Origin of the sequence: Roseibium sp., from assembly GCF_051016195.1 — a bacterium.
In the GTDB taxonomy this organism is placed as follows: domain Bacteria; phylum Pseudomonadota; class Alphaproteobacteria; order Rhizobiales; family Stappiaceae; genus Roseibium.
In genome coordinates this window covers 5,723,967-5,737,425 of sequence record NZ_CP134616.1, presented here as the reverse complement: position 1 = coordinate 5,737,425, position 13,459 = coordinate 5,723,967, and the positions used below count along the sequence as shown (strand labels likewise).

Annotated in this window: 15 protein-coding genes; 5 read left to right on the top strand and 10 right to left on the bottom strand. The window is 59.9% G+C overall.

Annotation, left to right across the window (positions count from 1 at the left end; genetic code table 11):
• Positions 1 to 24 precede the first annotated feature (24 nt).
• The 3 genes from RDA78_RS26045 (at position 25) to RDA78_RS26035 (ending at position 2,885) form a co-directional block, all read left to right on the top strand.
• Positions 25 to 1,050: an ABC transporter permease gene (locus RDA78_RS26045; protein ID WP_434052659.1), complete on the top strand. Its 1,026-nt coding sequence runs from the start codon at positions 25 to 27 to the stop codon at positions 1,048 to 1,050.
• Positions 1,051 to 1,052: 2 nt separating this feature from the next.
• The gene (locus RDA78_RS26040; RefSeq protein ID WP_434056214.1) at positions 1,053 to 2,228 is read left to right on the top strand and encodes an ABC transporter permease; all 1,176 of its coding nucleotides are present in this window, start codon (positions 1,053 to 1,055) and stop codon (positions 2,226 to 2,228) included.
• Between the two features lie 63 nt (positions 2,229 to 2,291).
• Entirely contained in the window at positions 2,292 to 2,885 is a 594-nt protein-coding gene (locus tag RDA78_RS26035) for a class I SAM-dependent methyltransferase (protein ID WP_434052658.1), read from the top strand.
• A 289-nt stretch (positions 2,886 to 3,174) separates the two neighbouring features.
• Here RDA78_RS26035 and RDA78_RS26030 read toward each other — a convergent pair whose 3' ends face one another.
• Entirely contained in the window at positions 3,175 to 3,462 is a 288-nt protein-coding gene (locus RDA78_RS26030; RefSeq protein WP_434052657.1) for a DUF1330 domain-containing protein, read from the bottom strand.
• A 145-nt stretch (positions 3,463 to 3,607) separates the two neighbouring features.
• Here RDA78_RS26030 and RDA78_RS26025 point away from each other — a divergent pair, with 145 nt between their 5' ends.
• A complete protein-coding gene (locus tag RDA78_RS26025) occupies positions 3,608 to 4,498 on the top strand; it encodes a LysR family transcriptional regulator (protein WP_434052656.1) in 891 nt (296 codons plus the stop codon).
• 8 nt (positions 4,499 to 4,506) lie between these two features.
• Here RDA78_RS26025 and RDA78_RS26020 read toward each other — a convergent pair whose 3' ends face one another.
• The 4 genes from RDA78_RS26020 to nthA are packed head-to-tail and all read right to left on the bottom strand — an operon-like array spanning position 4,507 to position 6,592.
• Complete coding sequence (locus RDA78_RS26020) at positions 4,507 to 4,959, bottom strand: methyltransferase family protein (protein WP_434052655.1); 453 nt, start codon at positions 4,957 to 4,959, stop codon at positions 4,507 to 4,509.
• A 10-nt stretch (positions 4,960 to 4,969) separates the two neighbouring features.
• A complete protein-coding gene (locus RDA78_RS26015) occupies positions 4,970 to 5,323 on the bottom strand; it encodes a nitrile hydratase accessory protein (protein ID WP_434052654.1) in 354 nt (117 codons plus the stop codon).
• Positions 5,310 to 5,969 (bottom strand): nitrile hydratase subunit beta, encoded by a 660-nt coding sequence (nthB, locus tag RDA78_RS26010; RefSeq protein ID WP_434052653.1) that lies wholly within the window; start codon positions 5,967 to 5,969, stop codon positions 5,310 to 5,312. Before nthB ends, RDA78_RS26015 begins: the two co-directional genes overlap by 14 nt.
• Positions 5,966 to 6,592 carry a nitrile hydratase subunit alpha gene (gene nthA / locus RDA78_RS26005; protein ID WP_434052652.1) on the bottom strand — a complete coding sequence of 209 codons (627 nt, stop codon included), beginning with the start codon at positions 6,590 to 6,592 and terminating at the stop codon, positions 5,966 to 5,968. Before nthA ends, nthB begins: the two co-directional genes overlap by 4 nt.
• Positions 6,593 to 6,749: 157 nt before the next feature.
• On the opposite strand from nthA, the gene RDA78_RS26000 reads away from it, so the two are divergent.
• The gene (locus RDA78_RS26000) at positions 6,750 to 7,265 is read left to right on the top strand and encodes a peptide-methionine (S)-S-oxide reductase (RefSeq protein ID WP_434052651.1); all 516 of its coding nucleotides are present in this window, start codon (positions 6,750 to 6,752) and stop codon (positions 7,263 to 7,265) included.
• Between the two features lie 365 nt (positions 7,266 to 7,630).
• Here the strand turns inward: RDA78_RS26000 and RDA78_RS25995 are convergent, their stop codons facing one another.
• The 5 genes from RDA78_RS25995 to RDA78_RS25975 form a co-directional block, all read right to left on the bottom strand.
• Positions 7,631 to 8,404 (bottom strand): polysaccharide deacetylase family protein, encoded by a 774-nt coding sequence (locus RDA78_RS25995; RefSeq protein WP_434052650.1) that lies wholly within the window; start codon positions 8,402 to 8,404, stop codon positions 7,631 to 7,633.
• Between the two features lie 151 nt (positions 8,405 to 8,555).
• A complete protein-coding gene (locus tag RDA78_RS25990) occupies positions 8,556 to 9,773 on the bottom strand; it encodes a glycosyltransferase family protein (protein WP_434052649.1) in 1,218 nt (405 codons plus the stop codon).
• Positions 9,770 to 10,825: a glycosyltransferase family 4 protein gene (locus RDA78_RS25985; protein WP_434052648.1), complete on the bottom strand. Its 1,056-nt coding sequence runs from the start codon at positions 10,823 to 10,825 to the stop codon at positions 9,770 to 9,772. Before RDA78_RS25985 ends, RDA78_RS25990 begins: the two co-directional genes overlap by 4 nt.
• Before the next feature lie 89 nt (positions 10,826 to 10,914).
• Positions 10,915 to 12,135 (bottom strand): glycosyltransferase family 4 protein, encoded by a 1,221-nt coding sequence (locus RDA78_RS25980; RefSeq protein WP_434052647.1) that lies wholly within the window; start codon positions 12,133 to 12,135, stop codon positions 10,915 to 10,917.
• 40 nt (positions 12,136 to 12,175) lie between these two features.
• A complete protein-coding gene (locus RDA78_RS25975; RefSeq protein WP_434052646.1) occupies positions 12,176 to 13,393 on the bottom strand; it encodes a glycosyltransferase family protein in 1,218 nt (405 codons plus the stop codon).
• Between the last annotated feature and the right edge of the window lie 66 nt (positions 13,394 to 13,459).

Genomic DNA, 13,459 nt, shown 5'->3' with positions numbered 1-13,459 from the left:
TGCGTCGGGGTGAGGGGAGTATAGGTGCTCTATTACATTATTCGTCGGGTTTTCATGATGGTCCCCACCCTGTTGGTGATCAGTTTTCTGACGTTTCTCATCATTGAACTTCCTGCCGGTGACTACATCTCCAACCAGATCGCTGCGTTGAAATCTTCCGGCGAGCAATCCTCGGTCGCCAAGCTGGAATTCCTGCGTAAGGAGTTCTCGCTCGACAGGCCCTTTTTCGAACGCTACCTCATCTGGGTCGGTCTGTGGCCCGGACCGCATGGGTTTGACGGTCTCATCCAGGGCAACTGGGGGTGGTCTTTCGAGTTCGACAAACCGGTTGAGCAGGTCGTCGGACCGACGTTGCCGCTGACGATCGTGCTCAATTTCGCGACCATACTGTTCGTCTACGTGGTTTCGTTTCCGATAGGCATCTATTCTGCGACGCGGCAATATTCGTGGGGCGACTATGGTTTCACGTTTCTGGGCTATATCGGCCTGGCCACGCCGAACTTCCTGCTCGCGCTGATCCTGCTCTACCTGTTCAATCAGTGGTTCGGTCTGTCGGTCGGGGGCCTGATGGCGCCCGAATACATCGACCAGCCCTGGAGTTTCGACAAGGCCATGTCGGTGCTTGCCCACCTGATCGTGCCAACCATCGTGATCGGGACCTCCGGCACCGCCGCCATGATCAGGCGCTTGCGGGCAAACCTGTTGGACGAGTTGCACAAGCAATATGTCACGACGGGCCGCGCAAAGGGGCTCAGGGAAAACCAGTTGCTCATCAAGTACCCGCTGCGCATGGCGATCAACCCGTTCATCGCCGACATCGGCAACCTGATCCCCTCCATGGTTTCCGGTTCGGTCATCGTGTCCGTCGTCATGAGCCTGCCGACCGTCGGACCGATCCTGCTGTCGGCGCTGCAGTCGCAGGACCAGTTCCTGTCCGGCTTCATCCTTCTGTTCGTGGCAGTCCTGACCCTGATCGGGATGCTCATTTCCGACCTTCTGCTCGCGGTGCTTGATCCGCGCATTCGACTGGGCGGGAGGGCATCATCGTGAGCATGGATGCAAGAGACGGCACACCGACCCGCAACGTTGAGCATTACGTCGACCCGACCCCGTTCAATCCTGCCGTCACGGAGGAAATGACGGAGGAGCAGGAGCGCTTCTTTCAGGCGTCCCAGTGGCAGATCATGTGGTGGAAATTCAAACGCCACAAGATTGCCGTCTGGTCCGGCGTCGTCCTGATACTGTTTTACCTGTGCGTGCCATTCGCCGAGGTGATTGCGCCTTACGGTCCGAATTCGCGTGATAGCCAGCACCTTTTTGCCCCGCCCCAGTCGGTGCACATGTTCCATGAGGGCTCGTTCGTCGGCCCGTTCGTCTACGGAATGACTTCCGAGATCGACATGGAGACGCTGCAATGGGTGTTCACCGAGAACACCGAGGATGTTCAGCGCATCCGCTTTTTCTGTCGTGGCGCATCATACGAGTTCTGGGGGCTCTTTGACGCGGATTTCCACCTGTTCTGCCCTGCGGAAGGCGGCACGCTGTTCCTGATCGGCACCGACCGTCTCGGACGCGACCAGTTTTCCGGTCTCGTTTACGGTGCCCGCCTGTCGCTCACCGTCGGTCTGGTCGGTGTTACGATTTCCATCGTACTCGGCCTCTTCTTTGGCGGCATCGCGGGTTATTTCGGCGGCATTCTGGACAGCATGATCCAGCGCATGATCGAGATCATACGTTCGCTCCCCGAACTCCCGCTCTGGATGGCCCTTTCGGCGGCGCTCCCCGTCACCTGGAGCCCTATCTGGATCTATTTCGGGCTGACCATCATTCTCGGGCTGCTTGACTGGCCCGGCCTTGCGCGCGCGGTGCGTTCGAAACTGTTGTCACTGCGCGAGGAGGAATACGCGAAGGCAGCGGTGCTCATGGGCGCCAAGCCGAAACGCGTGATCACGCGGCACCTGCTGCCCGGTTTCACCAGTCACATCATTGCCTCTGCGACCTTGTCGATTCCGGCCATGATCCTCGGGGAAACGGCGCTCTCCTTCCTGAACCTCGGACTTCGCCGGCCGGCGATCTCCTGGGGTGTTCTCCTGAACGAGGCGCAGAACATCTCGGTGGTCACCGTCTACCCCTGGCTGATGGCGCCGGTTATCCCTATCATTATCGTGGTGCTTGCGTTCAATTTCCTTGGCGATGGTTTGCGCGACGCGGCGGATCCCTATAAGTGATGCCTTGAAATTGAAATTCTCCGGCGGGCCTTTCCGGCCCGCCTTTGCCATCAGGAACGCATCATGTCGAAAAACGCCACCACCGCCGAGGGCTGGGACGAGGAATATGAAGTCGGGCGCTGGGCCTTTCTGCGCTCGCTCCCCGAAAGCGGCCGGTACGGCATCATCGGCATGTGGCTGTCCCTGACCGGATCCATGGACGAAGTCCTTGATATCGGCTGCGGTGAGGGTCTCCTTTACGAACGCCTCCAGCCGATGGGCATCAGGCGCTACGTTGGCATGGACCTCTCCCCGGCATCGCTCGAGATCGCCAATGTCGATCCTTCGATTGCATCATTGCGCGCCGGCGACATGCATTCCTTCGAACCGCAGTCGGGAGAAACGTTTTCCGCCATCGTCTTCAACGAAGTTCTGCACTTCGCCGACGATCCGGCCGCCGTTGTCAGCCGATACGTACCTTTTCTGAAAAAAGACGGCGTCATCGCGCTGTCCATGTACTCCCCGAAACGGCCAGAGTCAGGCGCCAACAGGCTGATCAACAGCCTCTGGGCGGCGACCGACGACGCGGCAAAGTGGGAGGTCCTGGACGACTACCGCCTCGTGTCCGACAAGAAAGGCGTCACCTGGCGCATGCGCCTGGTGAAGCCGGTGGTTTGATCTCAGGTCGGGTCCGCCCGCCTCATTTGCCACCTGTCATTCCGGACGCAGCACAGTGGAGAGCCGGGATCCACTCGCATCCAGAGACTGCCTTGCTTTAGGCTCATGCCACCTTCATTTTCCAGCGCCAGCCTCTCCATTTTTGTCAAAGTGGATTGGGTTCCCGGTCAAGCCGGGGATGACGTCTGCGGGATATTGGGCAGGGGTGACAAATCAATGCCATTCCGGACAACTGAAGCAGCGCGGAACGCCGATCCGGGATCAGGAAATTGGCGGCGTCTTCAAACCATCATCCCGGCAATACCACGATCGTCGACTTTCCTCCCTTGTTGCGAAGGGCGTGAATTTCGGCAAGGGCCGGATCTTCGCGCCAGGCCTTCGCGGCTTCAACACTCGGGAACGAGAGCAGCGCAGCGATGTTCGGGGTGTCGCCGGCAGCTTCGAGAACGGTCACGTCCGGGTCTGCGGCAACCACGCTGCCACCGTGCTTTGCAAGGGCGTCGGCGGCTTTTTCCCGATAAGCGCCCAGTGTTTCCTTGTCGGTCACCGTGATCATGGCAAGGGCTTGTACGGTCATTTGAACTCTCCGGTTTCAGGATGGCGGAACGTTAACTCGAACCGTGCTCGCGAAAAATTCATCAATTTTCAAACAGGGCTGTGCAAAAATGCACCGACCCGAAAAGAGTGTTTAAACAGGCAGGTTTAAGGATGGTCGGCATCTCATGGACAATTGGGACGACTTGAAATTCGTACTGGCCATCGCCAACGCGGGTAACGTCACCAAGGCGGCAAAGGGTCTTGGCGTCACACATTCCACCGTGTCACGGCGTTTGTCTGCCCTTGAGGACCGCATGGCGACCCGGCTTTTCGAACGTCTCCCGGAGGGCTTTGTCCCGACGGCGGCCGGGGAGGAGGCAGTTGTGGCGGCGACACGGGTGGAAGCCGAGGTGCTCGCCCTCGATACGCGCATCACCGCGCAGGACACGGAGCTCGAAGGTCCGCTCCGCGTGACGGCAGCACAGCTCTTGTTTCAGGTGCAGCTTGCGGAAATCATGCAGCAATTCGCGGAGCGGCACCCGCGTATCGAGCTTCAGATGATCGCGGCCAACGAGAAGCTCAGCCTGCACCGCCGAGAAGCGGACATTGCGGTACGGGTGACCGACAATCCGGGTGAAACGCTTTTCGGCCGTCTCGCGACAGGGCAGAACCGCTGTTACTACATGTCCCGATCATTCGCGCGCAAATACCGGCAGGTCATGGAAACGAAGCACGGTGGCGCTTCATTGCCCTGTGTTACTTTCAAGTGGTGGGGGCAGGGCGTCCCCAGGGAAATCAGGGCCCGCTACCCGTCTGCCTTCATAAGTATCGTCGCCGACGACATGATCGCGCTGCTTGCGGCGGTGAAGGCGGGTATGGGCATTGGAAGGCTGCCGTGTTTCCTCGGCGATCCGGACCCGGATCTTGTCAGGCTTCCGGGTATGGCCCCTTCGCGCTACCTGGATATCTGGGTCCTGACCCATCCCGATCTGAAGAACGTTGCAAGAATCCGCGCCTTCCTGCGCTTTGCCGCCGATGCGTTCAGGGAGCGTGGTGGTCTCTATCTGGGGACTTGACCTTCACCTCACACCCAGCGGCGAACTTTCCTCATGTAGGCTTCATAACGCTCGCCAAAGACGCGCAGCAGGCTTTCCTCTTCAGGCTTGATCTGGAATTCCGTCAGATACCAGATGAAGGCCGGAATGATCAGGATCGACAGGAAACTGCTGAAATAGAGCGACGCGGCCACGAGCAGAAACAGCAGTCCGAGATACATCGGATTGCGGCTGATCCGGTAAATTCCGTCCGTCACCAGCGTGGTCGACTTCTCCGGGGTCATGGGGTTCACGGTGGTTTTCTTGCGGACGAATGTCAGAAGCGCAAGGACATCCGGTATCAGGCCCAGGAAAAACAGGATGGCAGCCAGAACGAACTGGCCAGGGAAATTGAAGGTCAGCCCCGGAAACCAGGATGCGGCGGCGAATGTCATCGTAACCGCAACGAGCAGAACCAGGGGAGGAGGCACCTTGAGCTTCATCTCGGTCTGGTCACCCTTTCAACTCGATCGGTTCACCATGCGGGGTCGCCTTTGCAGCCTCGTCCCATGCCTGCCGCAACTCGCCCAGCTGTCCTGCATCCGCAACGCCCTTTGACTTGAGGATATTCTCAAAAGCGCTCAGCCAGTGATCGTAGTAGCCGGACATCTTGCCACTGCCGTTTCCGTCCCTGGCAAGCTCCGCACCGAGGGTTTCGGCCCATTCCGTCCATTCGAACATGCCAGCCTCATGAGCCTGGACTGTCATTGCAAAGACCCGTGCCTGCCAGGGCGCTTCGAAAACCGGGCCGCCATCCTCGTCAAGCGGAAGCCGGGGCGTCGACTTGAGCGCATCATGCAAGGTCAAGATAAGGCTCCCACAGATCAAGGCGGAGGGTCAGGGCCGGGTCGCTGTCCGCGCCCCAGATATCGGTGCCCTTGAAGACGATGCCGTAAAGCCAGGTCGGCTGTTCGCCCAGACCGCGCGCATTGGCGTCCGGAAAGACGTGGACACCGTGAACCGCTTCAACCGTGCCGACGGCATCGCGTGCGTAGCGCGGCAGGCGCGTGTGGTGTTCCGGGTTTATGCGCCTTGTCCGAACCTTGTCGCCCAACTTGTACCGCGCCGGTTGTGTTTCAGGACGGTCGGCCGGGCCGCCTTTTTGCAAGGTCGCGGCAACATTCTCAGCCTTCAGGACACGCTTGAGCGGCTGGCTGGGCTCAAGCGGTTTTCCTGCGTTCAGCTCTTCCGGGCTCACCAGGCTGTTGTCGACCAGCAGCTTCTCCAGCCCGAGCGTCCAGATCTTGTAGTAACTTGACGTCAGATAAACCGGCGGAGGCAGGGACTCGCGCGCGAAGCGGGAGCTGTCGATGTTCCAGGTGCCAGTGGCCCCCATTGCGAGGGTGAGCGCAAAGGCGCGTTCTTCCCACTTGGCGTGAAAGTTCGGCTCGTTGTCTTCAAGCTCGAGCGGGCCGAAGCCCATCTGACCACCGAGATCCTGTGCCCCATTCACGCCGCGCTCTCCTTTTTTGCCGGATCGAGCGCCAGGCCCGTCCCGATCATGCTGTCGCGCGTGACAAGCTCGGCCAGATCTTCCTCGGACCAGCCGTCCGTTCCCGCCGGCCGCTCAGGAACCACCAGGTAGCGGACTTCCGCGGTCGAGTCCCACACCTTGATTTCCATGTCCTCTGGAAGCGTCACGCCGAATTCTGCCAAAACGCCGCGCGGGTCACGCACGGCACGCGAGCGGTAGGGCGCCGATTTGTACCAGACCGGCGGCAGCCCGAGCACGGTCCAGGGGTAGCAGGAGCACAAGGTGCACACGACCATGTTGTGCGCCGTGCCCGTATTCTCAACCGCCACCATGTGTTCGCCCTGACGTCCGACGAAACCAAGCTCGGCGATCGCGGCCGTTGCGTCTTTCATCAGCCGGTTCCGGTAGGCCGGATCCGCCCAGGCCTTTGCCACGACCTTTGCCCCGTTCTTCGGGCCAACCCTGGTTTCGTAGGTTTCGATCAGGGCGTCGAGGGCGGGTGGGTCGACGTACCCCTTTTCGGTCAGAAGGGTTTCCAGGGCGCGAACACGCAATTCGATATCCGATAACTCGGAATGCTCATGATCGTGATGATGCGGCATGGAGGGCTCCATTGGCGGAAGGACGATACGATCCTAAATTGCGTTTGGCGCAACGCCAAGGGGCCGCATCTGAATTTCAGGTGAAACTGCTCTGGGGGAATCTCCGCCAAGGCGTTTTCCGCGAAATACAATCTTTGGCACACTGGACCAACAAGACATGTCATTGGAGGCGGAATTGAAAATCGGGCTGGGCGGCGGCTGCCATTGGTGCACCGAAGCGGTCTTTCAGGCGCTTGAGGGTGTTTCGGGCGTGGAGCAGGGTTTTATCCACTCCGATCCGCCGGAGGACCACTGGTCGGAAGCCGTCATCGTGACGTTCGACCCGGTCGTTCTGCCGCTGGAGAGCCTCATCGAAATCCATCTGCGCACGCATTCCAGCACCTCGCGCCACAAGATGCGCGGCAAGTACCGCTCGGCGATCTATGTCTACGACGCGGGAACCGGCGTGAAAGCCGGCCGCACGCTGCGCGCGCTTCAGGCGCAGTTCGACGAACCCCTGGTGACATGTGTTCTCACGCTGGCCGGCTTCAAGGCCTCTGACGAGCGCTTCCGGAACTACTACGCCAAAGGCCCCGATCGGCCGTTCTGCAAGACCTATATAGACCCGAAACTGGCGTTCTTGAGGAAACAGTTCGGCACGGTTTTGAAAGAGACGGTCCCGGCGGCAGAGTGAGCAGTTCGTGCGTCATCAACCTCATTCCAAGGAACGCAAAAGGACTATTTTCAAGGTCGGGTGGAAAATGAGGGATTTGGCCCATCCCTCGAGACAGCGCCGACGCTCTTCCTGAGGATAAGGGTTTCCAAATCGGGGGTCATTCGAGAAAAGTGAGGCGAAGCCGAATGCTGATCTGGAATCCAGAAGTTAGTGTGAGCTCAGCGAACGCGAGCTTCGATGCTACCGAATTTGCTATGCTTCCAGCGCTGATCATGTCTGGTTTCCGGAGCAGCATTCGGCATAGCCGACACTTCTGGAACTATCTTCGTTGCCCAGCAGTCCTCGATCCCCGGAACCCGTTGCCAACACACCAAGCCCGTCACTCAAGCGAACAGCCACTTCACACGCGGCCATTCCGCCCCTTCGTGGTGGGCGGCGATGGTGAGGAATTCCTCAAGGAACTCGAAGCTCGCCTCGTCATGAGCCAGGTGATGGCTCAGGAGACCGAGCGGTTCGCTCCCCGTGTTGCGCCTTCGGGTGAGCTGCAGGTCGAAGCGCAGGCGTGCGCTTTTCCAGCCGATGAAACGGACTGGCTTTTTCCATTTCAGGATATCGATATGTGACTGGACCTGACGGTCGCGCGGGAAATTGTGAAACGTGAAGGTCGACAGGCCGGTAAGGCCAATTCCGGGCAGACGTCTTGATATCTCCGGCGCGATCCGGTTCCAAGGTGGGACGATCGCTGGAATGAACTTGTCACCGAAAAGAGCGTCGAGCCGCACCTTTCCAGCTTGCAGCTGGTCCATCAGTTCATCGGGCTCGCGCCGCGATCCCAACTCGGCGGCCTTTTCGCCTTTTTCCTTGAGCTGGAAGTTCTTGTGTTGCCAGCCATGCTGCAGCACGAACGCCCGAGGTTCATCGGCAAGGCGCTTCGCGAGAGCCTCCGTTGCGTCCTTGGGAATGACCGCAAGTGCAAGATCGACCTCGTGCTCGTTGGCGAGCGAAAGCATCCTGTCGAGGGCAGGGGTGGGTTCGATCGCATCGTCATCGCGCCACCAGAACGAGACCTTGCGTCCGCGCGCGGCGAACCAGTCGAGGTGACGGCGGAGTTCGTCCTTGAAGCGGTGAAAGTCGGTTCTGGAAGTTTCTGGGATCACGGGTGCAGTCAGGGTGTTGTTGCAGTGAAAAGAAATGAGCAGATAGTGGCAGACACTTGGTCCTTGTCTCTCAAGCTGTCAACATCGTCTTGTCAATTCGTGAGCACCGCAGCGGTGATCACACCGGTTCCGTTCAACGGCGACGGATGTCTCATGATCCGCGATCCGGCGCATCAGCCGACGATTGCCGATATTGATGGTGTTCGTCGAAATGTCCGCCCCGCTTTGCATCGATGTCCTGCAGCAAAATGTCCGCGCTTCGATCCGCGCCTCCCAGGAGAACCCTGTGCGGATGATGCGGAAGCGCCAAAGCGTCGTCGATCGCCGCCGCAAGTCGCTCGGGGGACAGGTGGATTTCATCCAAAACGACCGCGCGTCCGTGGCGTTCAAGTGCTCTCGCCCGCTGGGTCTGTTCCGTTTCGTTTTCCTGGGAAAAGGGAACGAAAACCGCGGCAATATCCGCGATCAGGACGTCCAGCACGGTGTTGTACCCCGCCTGGCTGACGGACAGGCGGGCCCGCTTCAGGAGTTCGGGAAAGTCTCGACGGGCCCGCTCAACAAAAACTCCGTCAGGCGCGCTCTTCCTGTACTCCAGATAAGCATCGTCCTGGACATCATGCCCGATCAGGATGCGCCAGGCGGTGTCCTCCGCCCGGCGCGAAAGCGGTTTGGCGGCCAGGGCCGCTGAAAGCAACCCTTCCGCAACGGCGCCGCCGCCGCAGGAAATGATGACTTCGTCCTCTCCATCCGGTCCGTCTGTGGCAGTGCGCCTGTCGCCGCCGACATAGCCGGTGTAACGCACCAGATGATCGACCTTGTCGGCGAAGGGGAAACTGTCGCCGAGCTGGATGAAGTCCGGATCGGCATGGATTAGAACGCGGTCATAATATTTGAGCGCCTGGTCAGCCATCCACTGCTCTTTCCAGAGTTCCTTCTTGCGCACGAGAATGTCGCGGATGGACGTGGCGATCACCGGCGGCCTGGTTTTCGCCCGCGCATGGTCGAGAAGCGGCGTCAATTCGAAATCAAGCTGGCGGCGTCCGAACGGATAGGTTTCTGTGAGGAGCAGGTCGAAGTCGTCGTCCTCAAACGCTTGAATCGATGCTTTAACCCGCTCGGATTTCCATTTTTCATCAATAGCTTCACCGTCGAGCGTGACAAGCCGCTTGAATGCCGCGTCAGGGCTTTTGCAGGCAGGCAGCTCGACGATGGTCAGTGCCGATGTGTCAAGCGTCGGCGGAATCCTGTTGCCGCTGGCCAGCGTAACCTGCACGCCTCTGGCCACCAATGCTCTGCCGATGCTGGCGGCGCGGACGACATGTCCGGTGCCCAAAAGATGCTGTACGTGAATGAAGGCCTTTGGCGTCAACGGTCCGATGTCCCTTGCGCGTGATTTTGGAGGGCCCGCTGCATCAACGCCTCCAGCCTGTCCGCTCCGGCGGCCAGCGTGTGGTTGTCGGAAATGTGTATCCGTGCGGCAGTTCCAAGGCGATCCGCCAGAACGGGGTCCTCGATGACACGCTTGAGATTTGCCGCAAAGGCGACCGCGTCGCCTTCAGGAGACAGCAGCCCTGTTTCCCCGTCGCGGACAATGTCGGGAACTCCGAACGTGGCGCCGGCGATCACGCCGGTTCCGCTGGCTTGAGCTTCCAGAAGCGCCAGGCCGAACGCCTCGCGAATGGCGGGCCAGACAAGCAGGTCATGCGCCGCATACTGTCCGGGCAGCTGGTCCGGAGGCAGGGCACCGAGCCATGTTGTCCTGCCCGTCGGGAAAAGACCGAGGATGTGATCCTTGGCCGGGCCATCCCCGATGAGCGTCAGGTGCCAGGGCAGGGAGGTGAGCTTTTCAAGAGCCTCCGCGAGTACCTCGAAGGACCTCTGTTTGTCGCCGTCGCGCATCATACCCACGGCAAGCAGTCTGAGGGGTGTTGAAGCAGGTGGCCTGGTGCTTTCTGCGGTCGCCTGAAAAGGGATGGCATCGAGGAAGGGCAGAAGTACCTGCAGCCGCTCAGGCGAAACGACCGGTTTCAGGCAGCCAAGGTCCGCATTATGGATCGCTGCCACCGCATCCGCACGCATGAGCGCCTGGTCGGCAGCTGCAAACCCGAACGCCCAGTTGCCGGTTTGCCGTTTCGGAGCCCGGCTTGCCTCCACGATGGCATAGGGCAGGTCGAACCGGTCACTCAAGGCAGGGCCGATCCAGTCAGGCGCCTTGTGGTAAAGGTGATAGGTCAGGAAAATGTCGGGGCGGTAGCCGGCGGTCTCCCACGCATGCGCGACACGGCCCGCTTCCTCAAGCGCTTCGGAGCGCACGTCCATTTGAATGTCGTCCGCGCTATCCTTGCGCCAGGATCGGAACGTGCTTGCGATGCGAACATCGTGACCGTTGCTTTCCAGCGCCTTGACGATAAGGCGTCCCATTGTCCGGTCACCGGAAGGCACCGGGTGATCCAACGGTTTCATTGGCGCTGTGAAGGCGATTTTCATTCAGGTTGGCCCGGCAGTTCTCGTCACAGCACTTTACGAAATTTCGCAGCCAGTCGGTCAAGGCCCGGATCGGTCGAAAAATGAGAGCGCACGCGCTTTGCGGCCGCCAATCCGAGATCGCGGCGTAGCTGAGGGTTTTTGATCAGTGTTTCCAGTGCTATGCCCAATTGCCCGGGTGCGCCAGGATCGACAAGGAGGCCGGTTTCATCCTCGATGATCAGTTCCGGAATTGCGGAGACCCGCGTCGACAGACAGCACAGTCCCATCGACTGGGCTTCCATCAGGACATTCGGCAGTCCGTCGCGATCGCCGCTTTTGGCAAGTTTCGATGGAAGAATGAAGAGATCGGATTGCCGGCAGGTCGCGATCACCTCTTCGCGCGGCTGCGCCCCCCGCCAGGTGATCCTGTCAGCCAGTCCCATCGACCGGGCCGCCGATTTGAGGGTCTCGGAAAGCTCTCCACCGCCAATATGGGTGAAGTGCCAGTTCAGCTCTTGCGGCAGGCCGGCAAGCGCCTGGAGCAGGTCGTCGTAGCCTTTCTTTTCAACCGCGCGCCCGACGGAGACTAGTTGTACCGGTTCCGCGTCGCCCGCGCGCATCGGACCAGTCTCTGACGGTTGAGGAAAGCCCGAAAAATCAAGACCGTGATAGAGCAGTTCGACCTTGCCCGGTTCCTTTGCAAGCCCGCTCAGGTAATCCGCGTTGACACGCGTGCACGTGACACCCCAATCCGCGTCGTTGATCTTGGTTTTCAGGTCCCACTCCGGGCTCGTCCAGATGTCTTTTGCATGGGCCGAGAAGGACCATTTGCGGCCCGACAGATGTGCTGCATAGCGCGCGGCAGAGCACGGCGTGTGCAGATAGTGCGTGTAGATCCATCTGACATCCTGCGGCAACTCATGCGCGAAGACACAGCCCTGCGCCCAGCGGCGGCGGCGATCGGCGTTGGGCTGGTTCCTGAAGTCTTTCTGGAAGAGGTTCCACGCAGCCTCGTACGTTGGTTGCTTGTGGGCCCAGCTCTTGGCGCGGGCAACCCGCGCCGGGTCGTCCTTGACATACTCCGGCAGGTAAAGGATTTCCGCTGAGATCTGCCGGTGCAGCTCGTGGATGTAGGGATCGTAAGGTTTCCGGAGAGCGACGATCAGGAGCCCGATCCCGCGGCGCTCCAGGCCGAGCATTTCCTGTGCGATGAAAGTTTCGGACAGACGCGGGTAGCCTTTGACCACGACGGCAATACGGGACATGTGCGGTAGTTTCCAGATATGGAGAGCGTGGGGCGACGCTTTAGAAGTTGACCAGCTTCCGCGCGTCTTCAGAGTGGTTCATGTCGAAGATCTCGCCGACGCGTGAGGAGATGACATCCAGCCCGTCCAGAAGCCGGTCGACATTGGCGGACGAAGGCGGCTTGAGCGAGGGAAGGTCGGAAAGGGCCTTCGCCATGAGGTCGGAGTCCGGATACCGGTCAATCGGCAGCACCTTGAGCAACCCGCTATGTTCCGCGCGTTCAGCGCGGATAGCCTGCTCCCGCCTCGGAAGGACGCGCGGGACCATCAGGGTCGGTTTGTCGAACGACAGGATTTCGCAAAAAGTGTTGTACCCGCCCATGCCGACGATGGCTGTCGCGTTCGCAAGGTAGGGTTCGATCTGGGGCGTGAACCGGATGATCTCGACGTCGCGCAGGTGTTCGGCCCGCTCGCTGAACTGGGCCGCCGCCGCCGCCGGCATGAACGGGCCCAGCACGATCAGTGCGGGAAAGAGCGGGCGCTGTCGCGTTTCATAGGCGCGCATGACCCAATCAACCATCTCGACACCGTCTCCTCCGCCTCCCGGAGTGACCAGCACGTAGGGCTCTTCTCCGAAGGGGGCTGCGACGGGCTGCTCGAGCGATGAAGTCGACAACTCGCGTCTGAGATAGCCCGTGTATCTGAGTTTCTCGGTAACGCCATCGGGAACATCGATGCCCTCCAGCGGATCGCAGATGTCTTCCGGACCGTATACCCAGATTTCGTCATAAAGATCCCTCAGCGCGGGATAGACATTCTTGCGGTCCCATTCTTCCTTCAGGACCTGGGTATCATCCATCACATCTCTGAGCCCCAGCACCAGCCGGGTATCGGTGTTTTTGAGCGCCTCGAGCGTGCCGAGGACCTCGCCGCGCAGGCCGAGCGGCTCCTTGTCGACAATGAAGATATCCGGTTCAAAGACCTTCGCGGTATGTTCGATGATCGAGGACCGAATTGCGAGTGTCTGGTCGATGTTGATGTGAAGAGACAGGGGAGTGTATTCGCCATTCCGCAGCTTGATGACACCCGGAATCCGGACGAAGTCGACACGTGAGCGAAACTCGAAACTTCCGATGATCGGCGACCCGGACAGGATCAGAACGGACAGGGTGTCGAAGTCTCCGACGAGGGAGTGCGCGATCGCGCGGCATCGTCTCAGGTGACCCAGTCCAAACGAGTCATGGCTGTAGATCAGAATTTTCGGCGTCTTGGAACTCATACTGCCCCTGATTTGTAAACCTGCCCCTGGGAGCTTATGTCTCATATCATCAACTGTTGTCACGTC